Origin of the sequence: Acinetobacter sp. YH12227, assembly GCF_013417785.1 — a bacterium.
GTDB classification, from domain to species: Bacteria; Pseudomonadota; Gammaproteobacteria; order Pseudomonadales; family Moraxellaceae; genus Acinetobacter; species Acinetobacter gandensis.
On sequence record NZ_VPDH01000007.1, the window covers coordinates 1 to 25,037 of the forward strand.

The 25,037-nt window shown below is 37.7% G+C and carries 34 protein-coding genes and 1 pseudogene; 9 read left to right on the plus strand and 26 right to left on the minus strand.

What is annotated here, in order from left to right; all coding sequences use genetic code 11:
* Positions 1-572: pseudogene (locus FTV09_RS02465) on the plus strand (IS30-like element ISAba125 family transposase); the annotation flags it as partial.
* A 32-nt stretch (positions 573-604) separates the two neighbouring features.
* Here FTV09_RS02465 and FTV09_RS02470 read toward each other — a convergent pair.
* The 6 genes from FTV09_RS02470 to FTV09_RS02495 form a co-directional block, all read right to left on the minus strand.
* Positions 605-1,213, minus strand: coding sequence for a hypothetical protein (locus FTV09_RS02470; protein WP_024160765.1), 609 nt, complete (start codon positions 1,211-1,213; stop codon positions 605-607).
* Between the two features lie 31 nt (positions 1,214-1,244).
* Positions 1,245-2,078: a hypothetical protein gene (locus FTV09_RS02475; RefSeq protein ID WP_024160764.1), complete on the minus strand. Its 834-nt coding sequence runs from the start codon at positions 2,076-2,078 to the stop codon at positions 1,245-1,247.
* A gap of 12 nt (positions 2,079-2,090) precedes the next feature.
* A complete protein-coding gene (locus FTV09_RS02480; protein WP_024160763.1) occupies positions 2,091-2,732 on the minus strand; it encodes a hypothetical protein in 642 nt (213 codons plus the stop codon).
* 220 nt (positions 2,733-2,952) lie between these two features.
* Positions 2,953-3,483: a hypothetical protein gene (locus FTV09_RS02485; RefSeq protein WP_024160762.1), complete on the minus strand. Its 531-nt coding sequence runs from the start codon at positions 3,481-3,483 to the stop codon at positions 2,953-2,955.
* Positions 3,484-3,683: 200 nt separating this feature from the next.
* On the minus strand, positions 3,684-4,157 hold the full coding sequence (locus tag FTV09_RS02490) for a hypothetical protein (protein WP_227504915.1): 474 nt from the start codon (positions 4,155-4,157) through the stop codon (positions 3,684-3,686).
* 88 nt (positions 4,158-4,245) lie between these two features.
* Positions 4,246-4,680 carry a DUF6573 family protein gene (locus tag FTV09_RS02495; protein ID WP_005006045.1) on the minus strand — a complete coding sequence of 145 codons (435 nt, stop codon included), beginning with the start codon at positions 4,678-4,680 and terminating at the stop codon, positions 4,246-4,248.
* Positions 4,681-4,830: 150 nt separating this feature from the next.
* Between FTV09_RS02495 and FTV09_RS18285 the strand changes: the two genes are divergently transcribed.
* A complete protein-coding gene (locus FTV09_RS18285; RefSeq protein ID WP_038350031.1) occupies positions 4,831-5,328 on the plus strand; it encodes a cold shock domain-containing protein in 498 nt (165 codons plus the stop codon).
* 69 nt (positions 5,329-5,397) lie between these two features.
* Here the strand turns inward: FTV09_RS18285 and FTV09_RS02505 are convergent, their stop codons facing one another.
* The 9 genes from FTV09_RS02505 to FTV09_RS02545 form a co-directional block, all read right to left on the minus strand.
* The gene (locus tag FTV09_RS02505) at positions 5,398-5,736 is read right to left on the minus strand and encodes a hypothetical protein (RefSeq protein ID WP_042892733.1); all 339 of its coding nucleotides are present in this window, start codon (positions 5,734-5,736) and stop codon (positions 5,398-5,400) included.
* Positions 5,737-5,893: 157 nt separating this feature from the next.
* The gene (locus tag FTV09_RS02510) at positions 5,894-6,991 is read right to left on the minus strand and encodes a phosphohydrolase (RefSeq protein WP_042892735.1); all 1,098 of its coding nucleotides are present in this window, start codon (positions 6,989-6,991) and stop codon (positions 5,894-5,896) included.
* Positions 6,992-7,167: 176 nt separating this feature from the next.
* On the minus strand, positions 7,168-7,644 hold the full coding sequence (locus FTV09_RS02515; protein ID WP_005006052.1) for a hypothetical protein: 477 nt from the start codon (positions 7,642-7,644) through the stop codon (positions 7,168-7,170).
* 72 nt (positions 7,645-7,716) lie between these two features.
* Positions 7,717-8,031, minus strand: coding sequence for a hypothetical protein (locus FTV09_RS02520; protein ID WP_180056644.1), 315 nt, complete (start codon positions 8,029-8,031; stop codon positions 7,717-7,719).
* A gap of 12 nt (positions 8,032-8,043) precedes the next feature.
* Positions 8,044-8,886, minus strand: coding sequence for a hypothetical protein (locus FTV09_RS02525; protein ID WP_042892739.1), 843 nt, complete (start codon positions 8,884-8,886; stop codon positions 8,044-8,046).
* 252 nt (positions 8,887-9,138) lie between these two features.
* Entirely contained in the window at positions 9,139-9,669 is a 531-nt protein-coding gene (locus FTV09_RS02530; RefSeq protein WP_024160755.1) for a hypothetical protein, read from the minus strand.
* 43 nt (positions 9,670-9,712) lie between these two features.
* Positions 9,713-10,276 carry a hypothetical protein gene (locus FTV09_RS02535; RefSeq protein WP_024160754.1) on the minus strand — a complete coding sequence of 188 codons (564 nt, stop codon included), beginning with the start codon at positions 10,274-10,276 and terminating at the stop codon, positions 9,713-9,715.
* A 145-nt stretch (positions 10,277-10,421) separates the two neighbouring features.
* Positions 10,422-11,180 (minus strand): Fic family protein, encoded by a 759-nt coding sequence (locus FTV09_RS02540; RefSeq protein ID WP_024160753.1) that lies wholly within the window; start codon positions 11,178-11,180, stop codon positions 10,422-10,424.
* A gap of 69 nt (positions 11,181-11,249) precedes the next feature.
* Positions 11,250-11,462, minus strand: coding sequence for a hypothetical protein (locus FTV09_RS02545; RefSeq protein ID WP_047471675.1), 213 nt, complete (start codon positions 11,460-11,462; stop codon positions 11,250-11,252).
* Between the two features lie 197 nt (positions 11,463-11,659).
* Between FTV09_RS02545 and FTV09_RS02550 the strand changes: the two genes are divergently transcribed.
* Entirely contained in the window at positions 11,660-12,115 is a 456-nt protein-coding gene (locus tag FTV09_RS02550) for a hypothetical protein (protein WP_005006073.1), read from the plus strand.
* 102 nt (positions 12,116-12,217) lie between these two features.
* Here the strand turns inward: FTV09_RS02550 and FTV09_RS02555 are convergent, their stop codons facing one another.
* On the minus strand, positions 12,218-12,754 hold the full coding sequence (locus FTV09_RS02555) for a hypothetical protein (protein ID WP_047471672.1): 537 nt from the start codon (positions 12,752-12,754) through the stop codon (positions 12,218-12,220).
* A 359-nt stretch (positions 12,755-13,113) separates the two neighbouring features.
* Between FTV09_RS02555 and FTV09_RS02560 the strand changes: the two genes are divergently transcribed.
* The gene (locus FTV09_RS02560; protein ID WP_047471669.1) at positions 13,114-13,374 is read left to right on the plus strand and encodes a hypothetical protein; all 261 of its coding nucleotides are present in this window, start codon (positions 13,114-13,116) and stop codon (positions 13,372-13,374) included.
* Here the strand turns inward: FTV09_RS02560 and FTV09_RS02565 are convergent.
* From FTV09_RS02565 to FTV09_RS02585, 5 genes are all read right to left on the minus strand, one after another.
* Positions 13,366-13,860 (minus strand): hypothetical protein, encoded by a 495-nt coding sequence (locus FTV09_RS02565; protein ID WP_228719276.1) that lies wholly within the window; start codon positions 13,858-13,860, stop codon positions 13,366-13,368. The two genes, FTV09_RS02560 and FTV09_RS02565, sit on opposite strands and share 9 nt — an antisense overlap.
* A gap of 93 nt (positions 13,861-13,953) precedes the next feature.
* The gene (locus FTV09_RS02570; protein WP_047471664.1) at positions 13,954-14,379 is read right to left on the minus strand and encodes a hypothetical protein; all 426 of its coding nucleotides are present in this window, start codon (positions 14,377-14,379) and stop codon (positions 13,954-13,956) included.
* 41 nt (positions 14,380-14,420) lie between these two features.
* Positions 14,421-15,314, minus strand: coding sequence for a hypothetical protein (locus FTV09_RS02575; protein WP_024160915.1), 894 nt, complete (start codon positions 15,312-15,314; stop codon positions 14,421-14,423).
* Positions 15,314-15,742, minus strand: a complete 429-nt coding sequence (locus FTV09_RS02580; RefSeq protein ID WP_024160914.1) for a hypothetical protein — start codon at positions 15,740-15,742, stop codon at positions 15,314-15,316. Before FTV09_RS02580 ends, FTV09_RS02575 begins: the two co-directional genes overlap by 1 nt.
* Positions 15,743-15,969: 227 nt before the next feature.
* Entirely contained in the window at positions 15,970-16,794 is an 825-nt protein-coding gene (locus FTV09_RS02585; protein ID WP_024160745.1) for a hypothetical protein, read from the minus strand.
* Between the two features lie 186 nt (positions 16,795-16,980).
* Between FTV09_RS02585 and FTV09_RS02590 the strand changes: the two genes are divergently transcribed.
* Positions 16,981-17,307 (plus strand): H-NS family nucleoid-associated regulatory protein, encoded by a 327-nt coding sequence (locus FTV09_RS02590; protein WP_024160744.1) that lies wholly within the window; start codon positions 16,981-16,983, stop codon positions 17,305-17,307.
* A gap of 79 nt (positions 17,308-17,386) precedes the next feature.
* Here the strand turns inward: FTV09_RS02590 and FTV09_RS02595 are convergent, their stop codons facing one another.
* The 4 genes from FTV09_RS02595 to FTV09_RS02610 form a co-directional block, all read right to left on the minus strand.
* The gene (locus tag FTV09_RS02595; RefSeq protein WP_024160743.1) at positions 17,387-17,656 is read right to left on the minus strand and encodes a hypothetical protein; all 270 of its coding nucleotides are present in this window, start codon (positions 17,654-17,656) and stop codon (positions 17,387-17,389) included.
* Positions 17,656-18,000 carry a hypothetical protein gene (locus tag FTV09_RS02600; protein ID WP_024160742.1) on the minus strand — a complete coding sequence of 115 codons (345 nt, stop codon included), beginning with the start codon at positions 17,998-18,000 and terminating at the stop codon, positions 17,656-17,658. Before FTV09_RS02600 ends, FTV09_RS02595 begins: the two co-directional genes overlap by 1 nt.
* Before the next feature lie 237 nt (positions 18,001-18,237).
* A complete protein-coding gene (locus FTV09_RS02605; protein WP_159123865.1) occupies positions 18,238-19,320 on the minus strand; it encodes a hypothetical protein in 1,083 nt (360 codons plus the stop codon).
* Between the two features lie 76 nt (positions 19,321-19,396).
* Entirely contained in the window at positions 19,397-20,041 is a 645-nt protein-coding gene (locus FTV09_RS02610; protein WP_207778890.1) for a type I-E CRISPR-associated protein Cas6/Cse3/CasE, read from the minus strand.
* Positions 20,042-20,444: 403 nt separating this feature from the next.
* Between FTV09_RS02610 and FTV09_RS02615 the strand changes: the two genes are divergently transcribed.
* The 4 genes from FTV09_RS02615 (at position 20,445) to FTV09_RS02630 (ending at position 24,107) form a co-directional block, all read left to right on the plus strand.
* Entirely contained in the window at positions 20,445-21,623 is a 1,179-nt protein-coding gene (locus FTV09_RS02615; RefSeq protein WP_077169170.1) for a SprT-like domain-containing protein, read from the plus strand.
* On the plus strand, positions 21,620-21,988 hold the full coding sequence (locus tag FTV09_RS02620; RefSeq protein ID WP_005006108.1) for a hypothetical protein: 369 nt from the start codon (positions 21,620-21,622) through the stop codon (positions 21,986-21,988). Before FTV09_RS02615 ends, FTV09_RS02620 begins: the two co-directional genes overlap by 4 nt.
* Entirely contained in the window at positions 21,988-23,655 is a 1,668-nt protein-coding gene (locus tag FTV09_RS02625; protein WP_005006110.1) for a DEAD/DEAH box helicase, read from the plus strand. Before FTV09_RS02620 ends, FTV09_RS02625 begins: the two co-directional genes overlap by 1 nt.
* Before the next feature lie 191 nt (positions 23,656-23,846).
* A complete protein-coding gene (locus FTV09_RS02630) occupies positions 23,847-24,107 on the plus strand; it encodes a hypothetical protein (RefSeq protein ID WP_024160877.1) in 261 nt (86 codons plus the stop codon).
* Here the strand turns inward: FTV09_RS02630 and FTV09_RS02635 are convergent.
* Positions 24,102-24,941, minus strand: coding sequence for a hypothetical protein (locus FTV09_RS02635; protein ID WP_227504986.1), 840 nt, complete (start codon positions 24,939-24,941; stop codon positions 24,102-24,104). The two genes, FTV09_RS02630 and FTV09_RS02635, sit on opposite strands and share 6 nt — an antisense overlap.
* Between the last annotated feature and the right edge of the window lie 96 nt (positions 24,942-25,037).

Consider the following 25,037-nt stretch of genomic DNA (forward strand, 5'->3'; position numbering starts at 1 on the left):
GTGAACCTAAAAAAGATTCTATATTACAGGATATTAAAACTATTCATGAGCGCCCAGCCGAAGTTCAAGAAAGAAAAATACCGGGTCATTGGGAAGCTGATTTAATTAAAGGTAAAGACAATAAAAGTTCGATAGCAACACTTATTGAACGAAATACACGGCTCTGTATCTTGGCAACATTACCTGATGCAAAGGCAGAATCAGTGCGCAAGGCTTTAACTGAAGCTCTGAAATATTTACCTGCAGAACTGCGTAAAACGTTGACCTATGACCGTGGACGTGAGATGTCAGAACATAAAATACTCGAAGAAGATTTAGGCATAGATGTATATTTCTGTGACCCACATTCACCCTGGCAAAAAGGCACATGCGAAAATATGAATGGTTTAATTAGGCAATATTTACCTAAAGGGATTGATTTAAATCAGGCAGATCAGCATTATTTAAATCAAGTTGCCATGTCACTGAATACTCGTCCTAGAAAAGCGTTAGATTGGCTTACACCATTAGAGAAATTTGCTCAGCTTGTTGATTATCATATGGCTTTTGAAACTGTCGCACCTCATGTTTGAATTCGCCCATCTTTTTGAGTTCTAGTTAATGATTAAATATATTCTTCAACCGTACTGGTCATACGTTTTTTCATTTTGTAAGGCTTGTAATGAGGAACATAACAAGGCTTGCAAACTGCTTCATAGGTTTTGGTATCAGAATGATAATAAAAGCGATCCAGTGGTTCATAGCCATTGCAATGATGGCAATAACGCTCAAAACCCAATGAAGTGAAGATCATCTTCTGCACAAATGCTTGTTTTTTATGTTTTGCTTTAAGTGTAGGTGAGTTTTTGACTTCACAAGAACAGATATAATCTTGGTAGTTATCGAACTCTGGTGCTTCTTGGTGTATGTGAACAAACCGATTTATAACTTTTGGATCAAAAATATTCCATTGTTGGTCATGTTCTGAAAATAGGAAATATCCATCTGCACCTGATGGCATTTCTTTACTGTATTTCGAGTAATGGATAACATGTTTTTCCGTTGGCTCAAAGTCATTCAGGAACATTCTCAAGGTATTGAGGTTCGGGAATTGGACTTTCATTAACTGTGCTTGAGTCACCAGATTGGATCTTGATTCGTAGTTCACCAGAACCATAATTTTACGGCTTTTGTCGATTCTGCCGATGATGTAATTATAGATATGATCAGACATTGTATTTTCTCCTATTCTATAGAGATCCATGTTAAGAACATGGATCATTCCCAAAAAATGCAATGAGATCGTTGCTCTGGTAGCTAAACTGCAATTCGGTGTAGTCCATTTTCAGTGTGCTATCTAAGTACGGTGTAATGTCGAGTTGCACGAATGAATCAATAAATTCACTTTCTGCGCCATACGCATCTATTGAGCCTTTGAACAGCTCCAGTACATTGCATGTTACATAGTCGCCAATTTCTGATTTATGTGTCTTACATGATGGTAGTAGTGCCAAGTCATTCAGGATCACTTGAACATGAGTGCCATCATATGAGCCTTGATATAGGCTGTAATATTTTTCAGGATTCAAGATACATTCAAGAACTAAATCAAAGTTGTTGCTGTAAGAGTTACGCGTAGCGACATATACACTTTCTGCTACTGGCTTTTCGACTTTGGTGAGTGTGATTGAGTCTGAATGCTCATGAGCGAACAAAATAGGGTCGTCTACGTCTTGTTCTTCATCTGGCTCAATGTCCATTAACGCCAAGCGTCTATCTTTGGTTTCTTGGTCGAGAATTTCCCAACCATCGATAGATAAAGTACCGCCGTCAGCAAGTTGAATGAGAACAGGGGTTTCTTTGTCCTGATCTGTATTGTCCAGAATGGTGAAGATCCCTAGTAATCGAACCCATGAAGTGATTAACTGGCAAATGGGTAGGTTTTCATTAATTTCATGGCGATTCTTGCAAGACTCGCTAAACATCGCCAGATTTTCAGGGTGATTAATATCAATATAGACATTGTGCAAAACAGCATCAGCACTGGTGTTGTTTGGTGCTTCGTAGCTCAATTCAATCAATAAGTATTTTTTAGACATGATCAATATTCCTTAGTACAAAACTTCAGTGCCAACAACGCAATCCAAAAACTTACCTTGCAGATCAAATACTAAAAATTGTTGCAGTTCTTTTTGTGTCGAGTGGATGTTAAAAACAGGCACAATCAAGCTGTCTTTTTCAAATAGGTTATGGTTGTTAATGACGAAATCATGAGCTGAATAGCAATGACCTTGCAGATATACACCGCAACGCATCAGCTTATCTAAATCAAAAGATTGAGAGATGTAGTGAACATCTTCTGGTGCATATTCACTGGCAATATCTCGGCTATATGCAAGATTGACTTGCTTGACCAAGCTTTGTTGAAAAAAGTCGCTGTCATGCACTTCTGAACGTGCGATGTCAGTAACAACTAAAATGGGTTGTGTTTCCCAAAAAATGCTGAGTAATTGATTAAAATCAAGATGCTCAGGGAATTGAACTTTTGAAGTAATAACGCTCCAATCATCAAGGGTTAAAGATAGAAAGTTTCCGTAATGATCAAGCGGAATAACCGTTAATACATTAAGGTCTTGATGCAATTCTTCGTTATACGAAAAATCAGCAAGGGAATGACCTGTATTTAATTCAGGATTCACAATAATGTTTAATGTTTTAGAACGGTTTGTAAAAAAATCAAGTACGCTTTTCATATCTTCAACTCCAAGTTTTAAGCAATTGCTTAGGTATGAATTAATTATATTTGTGAAATATCCCTTAAAAACTTTTCTCAAATTACTTATGGAACTGGCAATGAAAAATTTCAATATTTTTTAATCAATTAAAAAACATCGTATACGTCATTAAATCTAATGGCATAAAAAAAAGAGGGTAGACCTTTATTGGATCTCCCTCTATTTGTTTAATGGTTTCTTATGACAGGTTGTTTTTAAAGTACTCAATCAGTCTTAAATAAACAGTGTTCGCCATAAAATGTGAGCTATGCAGCGCATTAAAATCTGCGACATCTTCAAAACATTCTGTCAGTAATGCACTGGCGAAACCTTTATTCCATGTATTGAACTTTTCCAGTTCTGCATCTGACAGCAAATCATATTGAATCATGTCATTAATGGCTTGGCGTTGTAAATTTATCGCCACATCCATGACTTCGCCCTCAATCAATGCATGAGAATCATCAGGACTGAATCTAAATGATTCGTGAGCGTCTGCGATGGCTTGAACCTGTAACGGTGCATTGACTTCAATGCAGTAGGCTTGTGACTTGTGTTGGTGAAATAAAATGACATCCAGTTCAATGTTAAAAATAAACTGCGGATCTGCTTTGGTTGCTACGCCAATCACATTGATGACGCAACTTGGTAAACCGTCATACGCTTGGGTGAAGCTTTGTAGCAAGTGGCGCACATTAGCAGTACCAGTATTAAATTTTTGTAGTTGCATTGTCGTATCTCCAAGTTTTAAGCAATGAGCTTTGATGTATTCATTATATCGGTGCATGTGGCCTGTATAACTTTTCAGTAAAAGTATTACGGCTGATAGGCTCATGGTTTCAAGTTATTTTTAATCAATTAAAAACACCGTTTACGGCCATCATCTTATGAAAGGAATAAGCTATGGGTGCTTATTCCTGGTGGGTGTGATTAGTGCGGTTCTACGTCATACGTGTTTTCATTTTCTTTAAGTCTGGCTTTTTCACGCTTCAGTCTTAAACGCTCCTGATGTTCCCTGTATAGGTTGGTGAGTTGACCGACTGGCAAATGTAGAAACTTTAGATCAATGTTTCTTACCCAACTATCAACAGCAAGCTTTTTGCTTTTTTTAACGTCTGGCACTTCGTAATGATCACGCTTGATTGCGCCTTTTACGGCATTTAACACGAGATCCGCGGTAGCTTCATTCCAGCACTTGAATAATTTAATGCCTTTAAACGCCTTATATTTTGCTGGTACTTTTTCACTGTACTTAAACAGCTCTCCAGTAGATGTCACGGCGATAAACCAGTCACAACGGACAAGCTTCATCGTTTCTATACGTTTTAATTCGTTTTTTTCTCTTTGTTGTTCTATTTCTTGCATATTTGCAAAGCCGAATAAGTCAGGGTTGTCAATTTTCATAGTCGCCATTTGAATTTTTTATACCTCTCAATGAACGTTCGGATCTCAAAAAAACCTAGCATTGTTTGGTCAATGCTAGGTGTTGTGTTTATTGGTCTTCAGGCATCATAAAAGTAATGATAGGCTCACCATTCACACCAGGCCCAACCGTAGCAATATTGGTGATTAAGGTGTCAGAAAAGGTATGCGGTGTATCTTGTAGAGCATATTTAAACTTAACGCTTTGGTCATTAAGTGCAACTGAACCACGAACGCTCATGTTCAACATATCAAAGATGGTATATCCCATTAAATCATTGATTTTTTCAGCATCAGCTTCCGTACCATTCGGAAAAATTGCTTTTGCAGCTGTCAGGTGCTTGTTATACAAGTTGCTTGTAATATAAACAGGGAACTTATAGAACTGTTTGCAATCTTTGGCATGTTCTTCTTTATCGCTAAGGCAAAGAATCACGCCCTCTTCTAAAGCGTCTTGTAAAGAAAAAACAGTGATGACTTCAGCACCAGCGAAAAAATTATTCATAATAGCTACTCCATGTTTTAAGCAATTGCTTTTGATGTTTTAATTATAATAAATCCATAAACCTTAAAACTATTTTTTAAAAAAAAGATAGTATTTATTTAGGTTTAACAAATATAATTAATATAGCTTTTAATATATATGGGGTTTTAGGTGGTACTAACAGGAACAATTAAAAAATATAATAATGAGCGTGGTTTTGGTTTTATATCTACGAGTAATTTTGGTGATGTATTTTTCCATATTAAGGATTTTCAGAAAGGCGAACAGCCAATAGTAGGTCGAGAGGTCTATTTCGAGGTAGTTAAAAAAGAAAATAAAAATAGGGCAATCCATGTTTACTATTCCGACCATGAACAAACGCATGACAAGCAAAAATCATTGCCACTATATCTATGGATAATTTTTATTAGCATAGCTATTGGGGTGGCATATCTAGGTAGCATTCAATTAAAGAAATATCTATATAAAGATAATCAAACTACAAATGTTATATATCAAAAGCCAGTAGCCTATAAGTGCGATGGTCGTAAGCATTGCTCTCAAATGCGATCTAAAGAAGAAGCTGATTGGTTTGTGAAAAACTGCCCAGATACCATGATGGATGGTGACGGCGATGGCGATGCTTGTGAAAATGATTCAAGGTGGTAGTTGTATAGTTTCAGACAATAAAAAATGAGCTATTAATACTTAATTAATAACTCATTCCTTAGGTTGATTTTAGATTTCTGCCAGTGTTTTACCGTCTTGTAATTCATTAATCTGCGCCAGTGTGACAGCTTGAGCGTCATATTCTTCTGTCACATACGATAAAATTTCTTCTATTGAGCATTCACCAACTACACCCCAAAGCACAAAATTGGTATGGGTTTTTTCATTCCAGACCTGCTCAACTTGTTCTAGATCCAGATGCCCAATACTCACCAAAAGGTCATAAGCCAATGCCCAATTTTCGTAACGGCTGACAGATTCATCAATGATAGGATCATCAGACATTAAATAGGTCATCATTGCCTTAGCTTTACAGAACTTTTGCATTGTTTCGTTTAAAGTTGTCATAAACATCATCTCATATTGATTGGTTTAAAATCATTTTATGCTGACAGGTGGTGTCAAAAACTTATTCAAAAACAAAATTATTCCAAACCATTTTTAATCAATTAAAAAACATCGCTTGCGGTTTTCATCCTAAAAAGGTGCCAAATGGCACCCTAATTTACAGCGATCCACAACCCTCCTTGTTGAATGCGCCTGGTGGAACCGTCCAGTTATCCGTGAACACTGGTAGGTAATAACTTTCAATTTTGGACTGTACCAGTGCTTCCATATCCTGAATGTCGAATGGCTCAATGCCATTGCTCAGACTGACGACATCGATCTTTGAGCGACTGATCGTACAATCAAACTTTTGTTCATAACCAGCGATCAGCTGAGCGCGTTCCGGGTAGTAGGTGCTGATGGTTGACCAGATTTTAGGACTGTTGAAGATACAGGTCATGCATGAGCTACGGCCCCAACCTAAGCGATATGGCACTGGTGGCGTAACCTTGTACTTCTCCAGTAACGCCCATACTTGCTCTTCAGTGAAGTGAAGCACGTTCTTCCACCAGTCAACGCGTCTTGCTTTCTTACCGCTTCTACGGTCGCATGGGTGCGGTTCTAGCTGGTTGTACTTACTGCGGTTTGGCGACTCTTCACGGCGTTCACCAGTGATAAAACAAATGTTCTTGCCGTCAAAGCGTTCTTGGTTGTTCAATGCTCTGCGTCCGACATCGATCTTTAACGCTGAAGAACACCAGCGCGTCATGAGGCTGGCTGCTTGTTGTGGGAACTTCAAGCGTGTGCCTGGTTTACTGCGGTTGTTGTCGCGTTCAAGCTTAATTAAGCCCTCTGGTGTTTCTACGAAGTGGGGTTTTGAGTAGCTGTTTTCTTTGAGCATTTCGCCAAGGAAACCGCCCTCGAGCCAACTGAAGTACAATGGTGTGTCGAATGCCTGAGCGAATGCTTTGGTATAGTTTTCCATGAACACCCAATCCATGAACGGCTGGTTTTCTTCATCAATTTTGTGGTGCCAAAGCTCAATTTTGCTTTTATCTACTCCAGCCTCCAGTAAGCGCAAATACGCTGCAATCGAATCCTTACCGCCACTTAAGCAGACAATAAAAATGTCATAGATACTTAGATCGATGTCTGGTGCTTCATGAAAAACATGCTCAGCCAGTTCTTTGTTTAGATCGGTACCAGACAGCAACTCCAGTTGCCCGGCTATTGTTGGGATGATGACTTGATCATCGTACTTATGCGCTGTATTCATTCGACTTACTCCAGATTTAAGGCTTTGTGCCTTGCTTGCTATGGATTAAGTATAGAGGGGTGTGCCAGGGGAAAAACTTTTCTCAAAATTTAAAATTATTGAAAATATTTTAACCAATTAAAATCATCGTAAGCGGTTATAACGTCTAGCAAAACGGCATTGCGCCGTTTCGGTGGTTACTTATATTTTTGGATGATGCGTTCAATAAATCGAATCATTGTGTCCTTATCAATTTTGGCCTGGTCGTAATTGTCATAGCTAAACATCACCAAAGCATCTTCCTGAGTGATGCCAAAAAACTCACGTACTGCTTTCCACTGGTAAACGACTGGTACAGTGACAACAGGCGCATCTTTTAGCTCTTCATTGCTGAGTATTTTTTCATACATGAAGATTGGCCCAACAGAACCATGAAAATTGAAACCTAGATTTTGGAAATACTCGACAGACGTAGCCCAACCAATCAGGCATCCTACAATATTTTTATCTAACAATTCTTCTGTGGTGAAACCTGAAAAGAAATCGGTGTGTTGTTCTGTATGGCTTGCGTCATAATCACGCCAAATGTCGAAATCAAAGCTTTCATCAGGAATGACCTCGATCACTAGCTCAATCAGCTTTTCTAAACGCTCAACGGTCGTTGCTTTGTTCATATCTGCTCCAAGTTTTAGGCGGTGTGCCAAAAGGGGTAGCGGTACATATTGGCGCACGTACCGCTGTTGGATTTACAAATCCAATTGAATTAAGAACAGTGGTAAAGGTGCATCACTGTCTTGTGTAATGAGCATAGGCAAGAAGAAACTAAATCCCTCAAAAAACACGCCCATATCGTAATCATCTTGAAAAGAAAAGGGCTGTGAAGTGATGCTGACATTCTCAATAGCACTAATTAGTGCCTCGATGTTGGTGTGTTTTGCTGTATCGATCACATACACACGAAAACCGGCTTCTGTGATGTTCGGTATCTGTTGTACTTGCTGTGGCAAGTAAAAGCCAAGTTCATTGATAGCACTGACGAGTTGCGGATTTTCAATTGTCATGGGTAGGTTTCCTTATTGAACTACTTTTGCGTTATTTAAATTTTGCAATGCGATATGCGTTAAACGTTGATTAATGATTCCGTCATACGGCGAAATGAAATCCTCTTGCCAGTTATGCATGAGATGTTCAATCGGGTATGTTTCCAGATATTCTTCTAATGCTTCATTCGGCTTAGGAACGAAAGCTAATGGCTCTTTAATGTTGTAATTGCTGGCGATGTATTCCAGTGGATCACAATCACCTGGTACGTTGACCGTAGCAACAAACTCAAGATAAGCACCATCGGGAAAAAACTTATTGAAGCAATCAACCACAACAGATATTTCACGGACTTCATCATCATTTAAAGTGAACTCACGGACTTCGTTATCCAGTGCAACAATTGAGCTAGATAACAAGTGGTCAAGGTCTTGTGGACGGATGTTCACGCAATTAATAACTTGGTTGATATGATGAATAATCTCGTCTTTGATTCGGTCTTCAAAAGCGTAGTTGCTGTCAAAAATAATATGATCGACATCTTCATAATTGAGTCCAAAAAACTCACGTACTGCTTCAGAACCGCGATAAACAACATTTGTTTTGAGTTCTTCATAAGTGAATGGCTCACCAGTATTCGCACGGAATGGTGCATAAAGGGGAACGCCGTCTAACATCATGAAGTTAAGTCTTTTAAATGTTTCATCAGCTGTCGCCCAACCTATGACGCAACAATTAGCATCACTATTTATAAGTTGAGCAAAAGTCATATTGTCGGTACCAGGGATCGTGCGCCATAAATCCAGATCAAAACGCTCATGTGGTACTTGCTTGATGATATTTTTTAAATGATTTAACTTATCAAGTTGATTCATTACAGGACTCCAAGTTTTAAGCAATTGCTTTCGATAGAGCCATTTTATTTAAAAAATACTAATGAATAACTTTATTGGAATTGATTAACCGACCTAAAACACGTAATGGATATTTGAAATATTTTTAATCAATTAAAATCATCGTATACGTTTTAAGCCATGCTTAGACGGCGTATATACCGGTCTATTTTTCTAATGCAAAAAAAAAGAGTACTTAAGTTCGGACTTAAATACTCTTAATGAGTTGGGGCATTATTTCCGATTGGCTAAGTTGAAAAATAGTGAATACATTGCATTCTTAAATAACCAAAAGGTGAGGGGATTATCCGCTTCATCTTTAGACTGGTGGCGAATGATATTCCAGTTGAAATACTTTTCTGAATAGCCCATGTGAGTGACATAAGCAAAATTACGAACGTCATTTTCTGAAACGTATTGGAATGCTTGTTTAAGCTCATTTTGGGCGTTTTGTTCGCCGTCATGGTCAAAAGCATCAGCTTCTAAGATAAGTTCGCGCATGCCGACCATAGCAAGGTATATGACTGCTTCAAAGTCATAGTTCATCATGCGTAGGAAGTGTTTTTTCAAAAAAGCTTCGTCAATGTGTTCAACTTCTTTGTAATTTTTAAGTGCGCTTAGACCATGCTCACCAAAGATATATTTAAGTACACGAAATTGAGCGCATAACGGCAAGTTTTCACCCTCCACATGTGAGCAAAGGGCGGTGTAGCGGTTCATGTCGATGACTGAGCTTAGAGATTGTTTTAAAGCGCCTAATAGCATTGTTATATCCTTTTTCGGGTTTTGTTTATTGTATGGTGTACGGTTAAGCAAGAAATGTGTTAACTAAATGAGTTGTGTCATGGTGTTGAGATAACTTTTCGGCATCCATGTCGTTATGTTCTTCATAGATAGTTTTTAAGGTTTTGATGGTTTCATGCATCAAGGTTTCATGATGCTCAGTATTGAATTTGAACTTGTGGCACTCTTTAGCAAGGGATACACGAACTTTGAATTTTTCTAAAAATTCGATGGTTTTATTGGTGGTGTCACTTTCACATCCAAAGTAACAAACATTATCAATATGCAATGCGGTTGTTTTCAGCATTAATGGATTTTTATCAAACACAAAATAAGCAAAAATGCAGCTTTCTCGACTGTTGTAAGTAATGTAAGACTTCTCAACATTAATTGCGTCCACTGATTTAAACCAAACAACGCCATCGTCATAGGTTTCAGCATGGCTTGAGAAAAGCATATAAATTAAGGTGTCGATAATTTCTGCGGTGCTGTTGCCGATAATTAAATGATTCAGACTTGAATCACTTCCGTTTGTAAATTGGTATTGAGCGACCACTTTATTTGCAAATTTATGTGCTGCGTTATTCATTATTCATCTCCAAGTTTCGGACAATATTTTCCTAAGGTTTTATTTTAATCTGAGTCACTTCATTAGAAATTTTTCTCAAAAAAAAAGATTCTTTTTTCAAGAATCTTTTAATCAATTAAAAGCCATCGTATACGGATTAATCTAATTATCCGTAACTCGGTGAATCATCATCATTTGATTTATCCTGGTCATTTTCCTGTTCTTGCTCTTGTTCTTCCGTATTTTCAAGCTTCAGGACTAGATCGTATGGTTCAATGATACTGTCCATGACTTTTAAAAGGTAAGAGAGGTCTTGTTCCATCGGTTCTAGGTTTTCATAGTTTTCACCGACATAAAGCTCTTGATCTGTCAGTGAACGTTTAAACGCATAGTTCCAATCTGATACGGCGACCTTGCTATATACCATGGTGTAACCAGCATCATTCGCCAGCTGGTTCATCATCAGTTTTGCAGCGCGACCGTTACCCTCTTCAAAAGGGTGAGCTTCATTTAACTTGGCATAAAGCTGAGTGAACTCTTGCACAAACTGGTCTTTGTCCAAACCTTTCAGGTGGTCTTTTTCTTTAACCGCCTGTGAGAACTTATTCAGTTCATCAGGGATCAGGTTTTTATCTAGGAAATGACCGATTTCATAATTACCGTTCGGGTCGATCGCACGTTTAGAAATGTCGTCCAGACGCACTTCTCCAGCCCAATCGTAAATATGCTCAAAGATTTTTTCATGGATTTTAGAGAGGTGGTCGAGATCGTAATTGCCACGTAACGGCGAAATTTCCATTTTCGCTATTCGATGTTCCGTGATTTCTTTTTCCAGTGCCTTTTTATAGTCGCCTTGCGCTTGGCAACTGGTAGGTTGAGATAAGATGTCTTTCGCATCTAAATAAAACTCAAGTTTATCGTCCATATTGTTCTACTTATGAGTGATTGGGTTTGGTAATCCGCTGTAAGCTAGATTAGGTTGTATTCGCGATGATTAGGCTTTGTTTTTAAGTGCATTCCATTTCTTCATCAATACAGCTTCTTCCTCGTCAAATGTTGTTTGACCAGTTGCTAAGCGCTCCATACGTGCGTTTGATGATGCTTCACATGCTTTAACAATGTGAGGGGAGAACTCTTGAGCTACATTGCCTTGAGCAGAACGGTATGCAGCACGTACACGGTCTTCGTATTTCACTTCTTCAGACATATCGGTTTCCTGTATCAACAATCTGTAAATTACAATAATTGTAACCCCAAACAAGGGGGCGATTCTTGCTAAATTGCGTATAAACAATCTTATTGGTATATACCGATTAACAAAATCAAATAAGATTAAAATTCCAAAAAAACCAAATATCGTATATTAAGTATATAATTTAAGTATATACAGGAAAGTCGTTAAACATGAACGTATTCAAAACACTAAAACTATCTGCAGTTGCAATAATCTCAGTGTCTATGTCGTGCGCTGTTTTAGCTAATAGTTCTTTAAATAACCTGAATACAAACAGCTTAAAATCTGCTGTTGCGCTTTCTCCTACTGCTGAAAACAAACGTAAAGTTGAGCGTTTGCTTAACACTAAAACACCGTACCAGATTGAAACTGGTGCGGTACTTAAAAAAGTGAAGTATTCAAAACACTTTAATATGAACGTTCAGATGTCTAGCAAAACTGCAGATAAATACTCTTCTGATGAAACTGACTCTTTAAACCGCTTTGTGAATGAAAAGATTCATCCGTTTTATTGCTCTGTATTCGCCAATGCTCCAGTTAAACCAGATCTGTATGTAGACATCGTGGACAATCAGGGTAAATCATTCTTTGGAAGTGCTGAGCGTTATTCAGATACTTGCCAATAGTTTTAAGGGCTAAATATTACATAGATCTGTTAACGCCGTTTTAGGCAAAAAAATAGACCGCTTAATTGCGGTCTATTTGTTTTTATACTGGCACCTAAAACGTTATGGAAAGGTCTTAGGTAGCACCGCTGTATAGCCTACGATCTTGCGTATTTTGATCTGCATATCAAGATGCAACGGCTGTACTGTCAAACGATTGAAGTAAGACTTAATCTCGCGCATCCACGCATGGAAACGATCATCACAATGACGCATAAGCTTCTTAAGGTGATTGCGGTCAGCTTCTTGTAAGAAACTGAGTTCGCTGTCGATTGACCAAAGATCAATATCCTGATCATTTATACATAACAAGTACTGCGTATCAACGACCAATGAAGATACCAACTTGCCTTGGTCTTGCTTGTAGATCAGCTCAAAATCAACTAGTGCATCTAAAGCGCCGTTGATGTTTTCGATTTGAATGTCACGGCGTAAACGTACTGGTAGCTCCAGCAGTACAGTATTCTTATTTGACTGGTAATAATCAGCACGGACTTGGCTATCCCATGCAATATTTTCAAACATAAAATTTTGAAAAGAGGTGAGAGAATCTTCTTTTAGACCGACAACTTTTGTTTTAGATAAGATTTCAAAGTTCATAAAATTTCTCCAAATGGTGAGCATTGAGCTCATACATTCATTATATTTCACTGTACATTTTTAAAACTTTTTTCAAAAAATATAGATTGTTTTAATGCTGTCTACGTTTACATTACATAGACAATGGCAAGAAATCTAATTAAACTGACCTTGAATAAGAAATGCGTTCAAGTGATTTGTGTTTTTTTTATTCACCTTTCAATTTTAAAGAGCCAGGCGTTTTGCGTCTGGTTCTTTGCTTTCTGGTATATACCAAGCACATTTTTTTAATGTGCATTGACCAATCTCAATAATAAAGTTTCAGTTTTTAACCTTATTTATCGCTACGATTAAGCCAGTTGCTAGATGGGCTTTAAGATATGAATGCATCAAGTACAATAGCTTTAATGGCGGTATCTATTGGTTTTCCAGTGGTATTAAACTTTGACTTTGCTTTTACTTATTTAATTGGTTTTGCCTTATTTCTCTGCACGATCGCTTTAATGTTTATGATTGTTTTTATTGTTCATAATGGTGCTGTGACGGAAAAGATTAGCGCAATAGTTAAAAGGATGTTCTTTTTTGCTGGTTATTGCGCTTGTGTATTAGGTGTGGTTTTCTTTACAAGATGCCTAGTTTAGTACGTTAATATTTAATGCATATTTGCTAAATAAGTAATACCCAAACATACAGATCGCTAAAGTAACTACCGTCACTTTACGCGTTGAGTTCACAACTTCAGCACTGTCTTTCTTGCTATTAAAAATACCAACTTTGACTAACTTAAACACTGAGTCAAAAAGGGTGATGGCAAACCACGTTCCTAAAAAGTAAATCGCCATGGTCAAATATTCCTGTTTGTGTAACACATAGTTATATAAATAGACCAGTGTAGTGACCACAATTAATGAAAATGAAGCGCCATAGTGCAAGGTTTTGACGGCATTGCGATGTTGTTTTTCATTGTTGATGTTAATCGCTGCGTTCATAAAACAAAAAATTGCCAATTGTCCAATGATGACGACAATCCCCATTGCAAATAATTGGATGTTAAGACCATAAGCCTTTTTCACTAAAATTACGGCGCTTGCAAACGCAAGGAACATTAAATATATGAGATATGGCATGATTTTCTTGGTATGAAGCGATGATATTGGATGATTCTAGGCTAAGGTTCAAAAAAAAAGAAGTATGCTGGTCGCAACATACTTCCGATCTGATCAGGCTTCTACGTTCTGATTGATATAGTTTTTGTAGGCTAACTTCACTTCACTTAAAAGGGCTTCTTTCAAAACACCTTTGTCTTTTATCGTTGGATTGTGCAAACCAAGTGACGCACGGCGCTGTTTAGTGGTGTTTTTATTGGCATCTGTTACCCAAACTGAGTCGATATAATCATCAACTAAAGCATGCAATTCGTTTGGTTTTACTGCATTGTCTAAATTGGAAAGTATAGCCTTATTGGTTACGATCGCTAAACTTTCATCATATTCTCGATAGCTTGTACGTAAAGTATTCTTAAAATGAAGCAATTGATCTTCAATTTTTAATTTACCGCCATCAAGCTCGATGTCGATTACAAATGTCGTGATTTTAGATGATAGACCTAAAACACCAACTGATTTAACGCGAACAATAGTATCCATAACAACCCCAAGGTTTTGAGCAATGAGCTCAGGTAAAACGGTTAAACTTTTGTGAGATCTGCTTCAATATCTATCAGCAATTCTTTTACTGCTTTCATGTGTGGCAATAAAGTATAGGTGTTCATTTCGCTATTAAATGCACCAGCTTCAAGTTGTACACCAGCAATAAACGGCTCATTGATTAAGTTGTTGCCAATGAGATGACTTAAGCAAGCCTGTACCAGTTTGTTATTTTCTTCAGACTTAACCAGTAGGGGATACAAAACCACGAGTATTGGTAAATCACAAAACTCCATGTTGTTTGCATCAAGTAGCTGTTTAAGTGCATCCTTAATATCTTCATTGAGAACCAACAGTTCTAAACCTTTTTTCATGTCTTTATAGGCGTTATCAATGGCTACTTCGGAAAAGTAAAACCAATCGCGCTGGTCATCGAGCATGAAGCTATCTAATGCAGCGATTTTCTGTAAGATCTGCAATTGTTCAGGGTTGAACGTGCGAATCGCTGTTCCATTGATTTTATGCTGTAACAACAGCTTTAACGCCTTTTGCGCTTGATCGTTTAACTGCTGTACTTCTTGATTGAAGAAATTGCATAACTGATTCGACAGATCTACAAAGATAGAATTGTCATAGCAATCAGGTACCACGTTTTGAGTGGATAGCAACATAAAGCCATTTTCTGACAGCTCAGGATTCATATAGATACAAAGATTATGATCTTCGGTCAGCTCTGCAAAACCTTTTAAAGTGGTATATGCAATTTCATGATCAGGCAATTCAATGCCAGCATGGATATTAATGTGGAAGCTTGGGCTTTGGTCGCCGTGGTCTTGATCTGCAGTACTGATCATAGATAACAGGGTTTCCAAAAGCGCCGTATTCTTACGAATAGGCGACATAGCTTCATTAATTAAGATAAAGCTACTATTCATTAAAGTGCCTCCAAGAATAGTGAGCCCACAATATCAGTATTGAGTGGGTTAATTTCAATGAATTCGACTAGCTCCAGCGCTTTATCAACTGTGAGTTCCTTAGCGCGGAAATCAAAAAGTGTATCCACGCCAACGCCATCAATCACACCATATGAAGACATCAACTCTTCCAATTCAGGGATATTTTGATAATTTTCTTCAGCCAAGTTTTCCAAGGTCAAAAGGGCATTATCCACATGTGATTTGAACATGTGGGCAAGGAAGAAAGCTAAACGGTGCTCATGAGGTGCTCGAATGAAGAAATACTCACTATGCTCGTCATCGTTAGAATCCTGGCGTGACGCTTTAACCAAAAACAAAGGTAAATTGTCAGTACTGCCGTAAACTTCGTTAAAATCGATCGGGCAAAAATTACGGTTTAAATTCATGAGCTTTCTCCAAGTTTTAAGCTATTTGCTTGATTAGGTTTCATTATATTAAGAATATGAACGGATAAAGTTTTTTTAAAAAATACTTATTTAAGCATCCAGAAAGAATTAATAATGACGAGCGCCATTGCAGCGCTAAAAATTCAAAACCTTTTTTAATCAATTAAAAAAACATCGTTTACGTTTTTAAGCGCAACTTTAAGAGATTTCTCTCTTAAAGGCTTGGTTTATTCAAAAGTGTTGGTGTATAAGTCGGTCTTAATAAGATTAAACACATACTCGCATTCAACAACGAGACTTGCATATTCATCATCAAAACATTGTTCATCTTCAAGCATAATTTCAAGATTTAAAGGCTCAATCACTGAATAAGGGTTTTTGACGCCAGTTTCTTTGTAATTTGAAATAATGACCTGAATAGCTCCAGATGCGAAGTCACCCTCAAGCGTATGGCTAAAGTAGGAACGATTTCTTGTATCGCTGTGAGTGCTGTCGATAGGTTCTAAAGCTGTACCAAACTTGTAGGTAGTCAGCAACTCTATAACGTCTTGAGCAAATGTCGAGTTTAAAGGGGCATCACTTTTTAGGTTGAATGCAATGTCTTTAAACTGCTTCAAGATTTCTTGCTCTTTAGACTCGTTAAAGTTTTTGAAATATTCGTCAAAATTATGCTCACCATGATTCGACAAAAGTTTATGGTGGTAGTTGTATTCGTCTACCACGGTCAACAGGTCAAGTTTTTGCAATAATTCAAACTCGTCTTTTGTAATTTCTTTAAAACCCAAAACGTAAAAAGAATCACCGCTGATTTCCCAAGAGTCATAGCGAGTTTTAAAATCATGTTCTTCTAATAAGGTTTTAATGTCTTCAAGTTCTTCACTCTCATAGCTTGAATACTTAAACAGGGTGTAATTAACCAATGCCATTAAAGCTGGCACTTCTGAAATTTTCTTAGAGGCATATAAGCCGATATTAAAATCACAAATACGGATACCAATTGGTAGTGCTGATGTTTCGTTAATCGCAAGATTCATCATGAGATACTTGTGCATATTAATTTACCTAACAGGTTGAATGTATTTTTAGATTAATGGATTTAAAGTGGGAATAACTTATGCTTAAAAATTAGAATAGCCATGGAATAAGTTGAATATTTTAATCAATTAAAACTACCGTATGCGGTTGTAAACAAAACGCACTGGTGTATATTTGATATATCCAAATTTTCGAGATTAGTTATGGAAGTTGAAAACCTAAGTAAAGACCAGTTAGAAGACCTAATTAAAAAGGCACAAAACCAAATTGTTGTAGTAGAGAATAAGAAACTTGATGACGGTTATCTCAAAATGTTTGAGATCGCAAAAGAATTAGGCTTAACTATTCTTGAATTAAATGAGCACGGCGAAAATCGTAAATTAAATAAAAAGCCAGTGGTTAAAGCAGATCCTAAATATCGCAACCCGAATAACCACAAAGAAGTGTGGGCCGGTCGTGGTAAACGTCCATCCTGGTTAAATCGTGAGATTGAATCTGGAAAAACATTAGAAAGTTTTCTTATCGTATAAATATTAAAAGGGCTTAATTGATTTAAGCCCTTTTTTTAAATGCCATTGTCAGTGTTGTTTAGAGCAGGTGCGCGACTACTTAACAAAGTTCAGCTTTGATGTGTTCTAACACATCATCTTCAACACCCTCATTAGAAAATGCTTCAATGAATTCATTCAGGTTTTCATTGCTTAATGGCAAACTTCCGTATTGATCTACTGCAATCATTTGTGAGTTATGCACCAGATATTCAATACTGCAGTCAACAGAACAAAAGGTTTCTTGAATTACATCATTCACCTGATGGCCAGACTTTTTATCGTTAGTATCAATATCACTATTACAGTGAGGGCAACTAAATAATCCCATTACGCAACTCCTTTCTCAATTAAGCTAATTACACCGTGTTCTAATTGATCATCAAACCAGTGCCAGATAATGAAGCGGTCTGTACCTTTGCCCCATAGATGAAAGTCTTCTTCGATTTCATCATCATTGTTTATCGGGGTGTTGCCAAACTCTTCCCATAATGTTGTATAGGTTTTGCCTTGCAAGCTTAATACGCCATTTTCAGAATTTGCTTCAAACCAATCTAGGATCTGATAGCGATATGCACCTTTATTCCAGATATGGAATTCGCATGGTAGGGAATTAGATTCATCAAATTGAATCTGCTGTAATTCACCCCATAACTGGTCTATTGATTTGGCCATGCTTTATAACTCCTTGCTTAATAATTTAATTTTAATAAATAAAAGCGCTCAAAAACTTTTCTTAAAAAATATATAAAATCTGCTAATAATTTCTTTTGGAAAAATACTATCTAAGCAAAACTATTGTTATTATCGAGTGAGCTTATTAAGAGGTTTAAGCATGAATCTAGATAAAAACGAAAAAGAAATTCTTGTTTGACCAACCCAAAAAAAAGAGCCTTAGGGCTCTTTCTATTTTTAGGTGGCTTTTTCTTTAGGCACACCGCCAACAATCTGAAATGGTATCCAATGGTTAACCCATTTTTCTTTGGTACCACGTTTGCCCAACCAGTAAAAGTTCCAGTGAGGAATCCGTGGATGTGGTTTTTTGGTACCTTTGTAGTTGCCAGACTTTAGATCTTCATCGCGCTTTAGGATCGCTTCATTGATCTTTTTATTTGTTTCGGTACCAACAATAGTCGGCTTGTACTTATTGGCCTCAAATAAACGCAATTCACGCTTAATCAGCTCTAATTTAGGCCTGGCTTGTGTTGTTTCTGGTGTTAATGGTCTGAGATCTGGTTCTTTTTGGCTGAACCATAGAATCAAATTGATTAGCTTCTTCTGCAGTTCCATGAACGTGTTAATTTCTTGTTCATCAGGCAAGTTCTTTTCATCAAAAAACGTATCAATGAAATCGGTCATGCAGTCCTCAACAGTTGATTCAAAATCATCATCATCAGGGAAGTGCATGGTAATGGTTTTTGCTAAGCCAGTATCGGTATATACCGTGGTAAATAGCACCTTGCGATCGTTCAACGTGTTTTTCGCAAAAATAACACCGACCACTTGTTCATTTTGCACGTAGAGATTGGCATTGTCGGTTTGAACGTAGATCGCAATATCAGGTAGGTTTAATAGGAAACCGGGGATACTGCGGTTGTATTCGGTCTTTACAAGCATTTGAATGACTTGATCTTCAAACCGATAAATATTTTTGGTTAGGCTCCATGAGCCAAGGGTAATGATTTCACCAATGTTGCAAGGTAGCTGATTGATAAATGAGAGTGGGATTTCTTGGCCAGTGGCTTGAACACCCATAATGGTACTGGTGCGTTTCATTCGTTCACGCCAGATAGGATCTCGACAATCTAGTGCAGCATATGTCCATTCATCACCACTGATTAGGCATTCGTGCGGATCTTTACTGTTTTGTCGTGCGATCGCATAAGCTTCTACACGTTTCATTAAGCCATTGAGGTTAAACTTCACATGTTCTAATCGCGCTGTGATGACTTTAAGTGGTATTCCTATCTTTGGATCTAAATCTTTATTTCTCATGTTGAGCAACCAGGATCTACATCAGATCAATATCTGAAAAATTTCGTTTAAAAAAGGACTTTAAAAGTCCTTTCGATTAGGCGTGAGCACTATTATTACAAGGCGGTGTAAACAAAGTACCATCTAAGCGGATCATTCCAAAGCCGTAGGTTTTATCACGACCAATACCATTGAGCCATGCTGTTTTAAATATCTCTAAATCCCCAACAGTCGCACTAAATGAAATATCTATGGTCTGGACTGGAATATTCAAAATGCTGAGCTGTGGTCCACATTGTTGCTCAATTATAGTGACATCCAATAGACCTTTGCTACTAAGAGCGTTTTTGGTGAATTCGGCTGCTTCATCTCCAGTTAGATTTTTACGCTTCTTACCTGAATTGCCTTTGGGTTTTTCGCCGTGGACCGAAATGTATTCTTCAATTTCTTGGCGGTTAAAGCTACATTCACGGTTAAGAGGAACCATGATTTTTCCAGTGATTTGCTGACCGTGCGAAATTTCAATGTATTCTTTGGCCATTGGGATTTTGACGTCCGATACGCACGTTCTTAAATAGATGTGCTTGCCATCTGTAAAAAATATGACTTTTGCGGAACAGAATGTCTCGACCTTATTTCGTTTAAACATTTCTCTAAAAATGTACTTGAACAAGTTCTTTTCATTTTCAGGATGTGTAAGGGCAAAACAATTGGCTGTTAGTTTTATGTTATTCAGACTCATTTCGATATCCAGTTTTCTATAAACAGCATTATTAAGAACCATTGCCTTTAAATAGCGCCTTATTGACAATAAGGGTATTATTCAGCATTTATAAACGCTAAAAGTAACTTCTATGTGCATTTAACAAAAGTGGCTTATAATATACTTAAAACCCTCAAAATTGATATAGGAACACCAGTTTTGTGTGGAAGTAAAGCGTAACACTCATATTATGAAAACCAACCACAATTTATTAAACCTACACTTTAATGATACTTATTTTTTGTGTTGTAATTTTTTATTAAAAAAATATATGCTTTGCTGATTATTTTAAACTATTGACTGTATTTTAAGCTGTGCGTAAACTTTAAGCGTTGTTTTGTACAATCCACACCTAGTTTGATCCTGTTTGGACGACTGAAAAATGAACATAAAGAATAGAACTACGTTGCAGTTTTATAAAGAACTGCAGTTGGTGTATGACCGTTTCAATGAAAGGCTATTCAAAAATGAATTACCAGATTGTTTGATTACGCTTCAACGTATCAACAAAAATACCGGTTATTGGTCTGAGAATAGATTTGCTTCGACAGAAGATGATACGGCGTATACGCACGAACTGGCCCTTAACCCTGATTACTTTGGCACCCAACCATTGCTTAACATTTTTAAATGCTATGCACATGAGATGTGTCATATGAAACAAAGCATTTTTGGTGAGCCATCTAAACGCTCATATCACAATGCTGAGTTTGCGACATTTATGCTTGAGATCGGTTTGATTATGACTGATGACGGCACAAAAGAAGGTCGCACGACAGGCGAGAAGATGACCGAAATCGTTGTACCTGATGGCTTGTTTATTCAAGTGTGCAATGAGCTTGTCGATGAAGGGCGTATCATCAAATGGTATGACAAGTACGCACCCAAAACGATTTCCAGTCTTGAAATGATTCAAGAGCAAGTGCAGTTGTTGGAGTCCATTCCGACTGCTTCTCCAAAGCTATTTCATATTGCCTTACTTGGCAATGAAATCAATTCAGCTTTGAAATCACCTAAAAAAGAGAAGCCAGTTGCCGAACCGTCAAAAGCACCAGATACCCTCACTGGATATGCCATCCCAACAAGTGATGAAGAAGAGGAACCGACTCCCACTACAATGAATCCCTTTGATGTAGCGATCGGACTAATCGACATATCAAATACCGCTGCAAACCTTGGCGGTTATTATCCAACGGCTTTTGATGAAGATCCGCTAGATGATGACGACCAACCAATACCAGAACCTAAGGTTGTTAAACTTTATAAGGGTGAACAACCAAACGGCGATGATAACGAGTTTTTTGTACTCAAAGAAACTATGATCGGTGAAACACTCTATCAAGAGCTTGGTTCAGCCAATTTTGAAGAGCCTGAGCCTAAGAAACAGACTAGGGCATCTTTTGCGTGTCCTGAGTGTGGCCGTGGTGCAACGTGTAGTCCTACTTTTAGATTGTCGTGTACTGAATGTGAAGTTGAACTGGTACCGTCAAAATCCATTGATAAAAGCCAGGTGAAGAAAAACAAAAAGGCTGCTAAAGCTGACCAAGGGGATGCAGAATGAAAACGATTGAAGAGCTTGGAATTCTGTTTTCTTCACACAAATACCGTTTTTATAACGAAAAAGACTTACAACTCGCGATTGAGCAAATGTTTATTGCCAATGAGATTCCGTATGAACGTGAGGTTCGTCTATCAAATAAAGACATCATTGATTTTACTGTTGAGCTTGATGTCGGCAAGGTGGGTGTTGAATTAAAAATAGATGGTGCACGTAACGCATTATTGCGTCAGATCAATCGTTATTTAAGCCATGACAGCATAAAAGCGCTCTATGTGGTTGGTACACCGTATTGGGTGAATAACATTCCAATCCAACTGAACAATAAATTTATTTACCGCCATCGTATTTTAGTGGGGGTCTTCTAATGTATAAATCTTACGGCACCATTTCTCGTCAAGAAAAAAACTGGCACATTGAATGTGAACCACATGTTAAAACACGACTTAAGCGTGTATTCCCAAAAGTCAGCCAACATGCATCAAAATTTATTGAGTTAAGCGATACGCCGTCTAATTGTCACGACCTACTTTGGTTTATTGAACGTTATCCAATGCGTGTTGATGATCTTAAATACATGAAAGCGCAATCTAAGGCTTATGTGTCGCTAAAAGAAGATATTTTGGATGTGATGGACTATAAACGTCCGATCAAAACATTTGATCTTGCTGTGCCTCCATATGAGTATCAAAGAGCAGCTGCAGATCTACTACTTAATGTTAAAGGTTTGCTCTTGGGGGATGATTTGGGCCTTGGCAAAACAGCGAGTGGAATATGTCCGATGATTCTACCTGAATCGCTCCCGGCGCTTTTTGTGACAATGACACATCTTCCAATGCAAATTAAGAATGAAATTGAACGCTTTGCTCCGCACCTAAAATGTCACATCCTAAAGAAAGCATCGCCTTATCCATTGCACAAAGAGGGTGAAGCAGCACCCGATGTCATTATCACCAGTTATTCAAAGTTGAACGGTTGGGCTGAATATCTTGCCGGAAAGATTAAGTACGTAGTGTTTGACGAGATCCAAGAGTTACGGACTGGCTATACATCGCAAAAGTATTCCGCTGCTAAACTCATTAGTGACCAAGCTGAATTACGCCTCGGTCTATCAGCTACACCGATTTATAACTACGGTGATGAATTCTACAACATCATTGAAATATTGCGTCCAGATAGCTTAGGTACCGCTACTGAATTCGCTCGTGAGTGGTGTTCACAAGAAAAACGTATTAATGATCCTAAAGCGTTTGGGATGTTTTTACGTGATGAAGGTCTAATGTTGCGCCGTACTCGAGCAGATGTAAATCGAGAGTTACCGCCAGTACAAATCATCCCTCAATATGTCGAAAGCGATCCTAAAGTACTGGATCAAATTAAGGGCAAGGCAATGGAACTGGCAAAAGTAATTTTAAGCTCTACTCAGGAATTCCAAGGGCAAAAGCTTCGTGCGACAGAAGAATTCAATATTATGATGCGCCAAGCAACAGGTATCGCCAAAGCGCCGTATGTCGCTGAGTTCGTGCGTATGCTTGTTGAGTCTGGTGAATCAGTCATGCTTTATGGTTGGCATCGAGATGTGTACAACATTTGGCTAGAACGCTTGGCTGAATTCAATCCTGTTATGTATACAGGTACGGAAGGACCTGCAGCTAAGGAACGTTCTAAACAAGCATTCTTGAATGATGAAAGCAAAGTCTTCATTAGTTCATTACGTTCATCTGCCGGGCTTGATGGCTTGCAGTACCACTCAAAATGCAAAACATTTGTGTTTGGTGAGTTGGATTGGTCGCCTGGTGTTCATGATCAATGTATTGGTCGCTTAGACCGTGACGGTCAAATCAAACAGATCTCGGCATATTACTTGTTGGCTGATTCGGGTTCAGATCCAATTATTTCTGATGTCTTAGGCATCAAAAAAGGCCAGTTGGAAGGAGTTAAAAACCCGAATGGCGAATTATTTGAACATTTAATTACGGACGGTGGCGGTATCAAGCGCTTAGCCGAACACATACTGAATAAGAAAGTAGCTTAAGAGAAACTTTATGACTGAACTTTACCTAGCTTGTTTTAGAGATAATGTCGGCTCAAATATTGGGTGGCCTGGTTTTAGTTGATCAAGCGCACGTATATACTTTAGAGCAAGCTCAGGTAGTATGGGATAACGCACGGTCCATAGATCAACCGATCGCCGTGCACCACGTTCGCAAACATATAGTATGAAAGGTGGACTATCAATATATCCCCTCGATCTCACAAATAGATGATCCTTATATCAAGTATGTGGCGCTTGAAAAGGATAATTTAGGTTTATTGTGCGATGGAAATTACGTCTTTTGGTTGGGCTTTGCCACGGGCAAAACCAGTACAGATCTTCCTTCTGCTACAAAACTTCGGTATGGCCAGGCCCTTTCGTTAAAAGATCGTTATATTCTTCTTCCTTTTGATATAGCCGATGCACATAAACGACCATGGTGCTATTTATGAATATTGAAATGCTTTTGTGTATGTCCAACTTAAATTGACCAACAAATTAGGTTCTTTATCCATAGCGAATAGATCTGAATAAACATTAAAGTTTTTACCCAAAAATGCATTGTGTAAGAAGTGAATAAGGTCTAGATCCACGTAGTTAACCGTAGACACAATCTTTAAGTATTCAGACAAAGCTTTAAACATCGATGTTAGCTCTGCGATGGCACGGCTAAACCGCTGTTCTGATTTATGCTCTCTATATTTTTCAAAGCCATTTTTCAAAATCCTTTTGAGCTCTGCATCATCAAATGGAATATTTGAATAAAACTCACCAGTACTAAGATCTCCAAAATTAGACATAAAGTTATCAATCACGGGTAATTTACGTTCTAGAGATAAGCGCTGCGTTGATCTGATTAATTTAATGAATGAATAGAAAAACGGTAAGAAGCGTCTGTAGTAATCATAAATGACCTCTGCAAGCTTACGATCGCGAACATCAGCATTGATGGCTACACATTTAGGATATTGCGTAACAAAATTGGGTTTCTGCAGATAAATGGTTAGGTCCTTAAACACCTCAGCACCATTTAGGCGATTAGATTTAAGAAATGACCAATCTACCAAGTCATAATCAACTGCACGAATCTCTCTTAGATTTAATTCATCAAACTTAAAGTTGAGTAGGCGTAGGTAATCTACAAAATTAGCCAAGTACCATGGCTGAGTTTTATTGATGTTGTATTCAGGATGACTATCAATGTCCAAGTGATTTAATAAATTGGTCCACGACTTGTCAATTCCAGCCAAATTAACTTGTTTGTCTATTCGATCAGGGGTAAGCATAGTAATCCCAATTGTATATACTAATTCGTAAGAAATTAGATACATTGTATCAATAATTCCTAGAATAAATATTCTTTTAAATTTTTTATCAATTCT

Excerpts from the sequence above, each read along its gene's own strand:
- FTV09_RS02490 (WP_227504915.1), bottom strand. The coding sequence starts at position 4,157 with ATGAAAATTGACAACCCTGACTTATTCGGCTTTGCAAATATGCAAGAA.
- FTV09_RS02485 (WP_024160762.1), bottom strand. The coding sequence starts at position 3,483 with ATGCAACTACAAAAATTTAATACTGGTACTGCTAATGTGCGCCACTTG.
- FTV09_RS02575 (WP_024160915.1), bottom strand. The coding sequence starts at position 15,314 with ATGAATAGTAGCTTTATCTTAATTAATGAAGCTATGTCGCCTATTCGT.
- FTV09_RS02550 (WP_005006073.1), top strand. The coding sequence starts at position 11,660 with ATGAACGTATTCAAAACACTAAAACTATCTGCAGTTGCAATAATCTCA.
- FTV09_RS02530 (WP_024160755.1), bottom strand. The coding sequence starts at position 9,669 with ATGCTATTAGGCGCTTTAAAACAATCTCTAAGCTCAGTCATCGACATG.
- FTV09_RS02540 (WP_024160753.1), bottom strand. The coding sequence starts at position 11,180 with ATGGACGATAAACTTGAGTTTTATTTAGATGCGAAAGACATCTTATCT.
- FTV09_RS02570 (WP_047471664.1), bottom strand. The coding sequence starts at position 14,379 with ATGGATACTATTGTTCGCGTTAAATCAGTTGGTGTTTTAGGTCTATCA.
- FTV09_RS02590 (WP_024160744.1), top strand. The coding sequence starts at position 16,981 with ATGGAAGTTGAAAACCTAAGTAAAGACCAGTTAGAAGACCTAATTAAA.
- FTV09_RS02480 (WP_024160763.1), bottom strand. The coding sequence starts at position 2,732 with ATGAAAAGCGTACTTGATTTTTTTACAAACCGTTCTAAAACATTAAAC.
- FTV09_RS02515 (WP_005006052.1), bottom strand. The coding sequence starts at position 7,644 with ATGAACAAAGCAACGACCGTTGAGCGTTTAGAAAAGCTGATTGAGCTA.
- FTV09_RS02510 (WP_042892735.1), bottom strand. The coding sequence starts at position 6,991 with ATGAATACAGCGCATAAGTACGATGATCAAGTCATCATCCCAACAATA.
- FTV09_RS02555 (WP_047471672.1), bottom strand. The coding sequence starts at position 12,754 with ATGAACTTTGAAATCTTATCTAAAACAAAAGTTGTCGGTCTAAAAGAA.
- FTV09_RS02475 (WP_024160764.1), bottom strand. The coding sequence starts at position 2,078 with ATGTCTAAAAAATACTTATTGATTGAATTGAGCTACGAAGCACCAAAC.
- FTV09_RS02620 (WP_005006108.1), top strand. The coding sequence starts at position 21,620 with ATGAAAACGATTGAAGAGCTTGGAATTCTGTTTTCTTCACACAAATAC.
- FTV09_RS02635 (WP_227504986.1), bottom strand. The coding sequence starts at position 24,941 with ATGCTTACCCCTGATCGAATAGACAAACAAGTTAATTTGGCTGGAATT.
- FTV09_RS02545 (WP_047471675.1), bottom strand. The coding sequence starts at position 11,462 with ATGTCTGAAGAAGTGAAATACGAAGACCGTGTACGTGCTGCATACCGT.
- FTV09_RS02615 (WP_077169170.1), top strand. The coding sequence starts at position 20,445 with ATGAACATAAAGAATAGAACTACGTTGCAGTTTTATAAAGAACTGCAG.
- FTV09_RS02580 (WP_024160914.1), bottom strand. The coding sequence starts at position 15,742 with ATGAATTTAAACCGTAATTTTTGCCCGATCGATTTTAACGAAGTTTAC.
- FTV09_RS02605 (WP_159123865.1), bottom strand. The coding sequence starts at position 19,320 with ATGAGAAATAAAGATTTAGATCCAAAGATAGGAATACCACTTAAAGTC.
- FTV09_RS02470 (WP_024160765.1), bottom strand. The coding sequence starts at position 1,213 with ATGTCTGATCATATCTATAATTACATCATCGGCAGAATCGACAAAAGC.
- FTV09_RS02565 (WP_228719276.1), bottom strand. The coding sequence starts at position 13,860 with ATGCCATATCTCATATATTTAATGTTCCTTGCGTTTGCAAGCGCCGTA.
- FTV09_RS02560 (WP_047471669.1), top strand. The coding sequence starts at position 13,114 with ATGAATGCATCAAGTACAATAGCTTTAATGGCGGTATCTATTGGTTTT.
- FTV09_RS02495 (WP_005006045.1), bottom strand. The coding sequence starts at position 4,680 with ATGAATAATTTTTTCGCTGGTGCTGAAGTCATCACTGTTTTTTCTTTA.
- FTV09_RS02610 (WP_207778890.1), bottom strand. The coding sequence starts at position 20,041 with ATGAGTCTGAATAACATAAAACTAACAGCCAATTGTTTTGCCCTTACA.
- FTV09_RS02625 (WP_005006110.1), top strand. The coding sequence starts at position 21,988 with ATGTATAAATCTTACGGCACCATTTCTCGTCAAGAAAAAAACTGGCAC.
- FTV09_RS02505 (WP_042892733.1), bottom strand. The coding sequence starts at position 5,736 with ATGACAACTTTAAACGAAACAATGCAAAAGTTCTGTAAAGCTAAGGCA.
- FTV09_RS02525 (WP_042892739.1), bottom strand. The coding sequence starts at position 8,886 with ATGAATCAACTTGATAAGTTAAATCATTTAAAAAATATCATCAAGCAA.
- FTV09_RS02585 (WP_024160745.1), bottom strand. The coding sequence starts at position 16,794 with ATGCACAAGTATCTCATGATGAATCTTGCGATTAACGAAACATCAGCA.
- FTV09_RS02535 (WP_024160754.1), bottom strand. The coding sequence starts at position 10,276 with ATGAATAACGCAGCACATAAATTTGCAAATAAAGTGGTCGCTCAATAC.
- FTV09_RS02595 (WP_024160743.1), bottom strand. The coding sequence starts at position 17,656 with ATGGGATTATTTAGTTGCCCTCACTGTAATAGTGATATTGATACTAAC.
- FTV09_RS02520 (WP_180056644.1), bottom strand. The coding sequence starts at position 8,031 with ATGACAATTGAAAATCCGCAACTCGTCAGTGCTATCAATGAACTTGGC.
- FTV09_RS02600 (WP_024160742.1), bottom strand. The coding sequence starts at position 18,000 with ATGGCCAAATCAATAGACCAGTTATGGGGTGAATTACAGCAGATTCAA.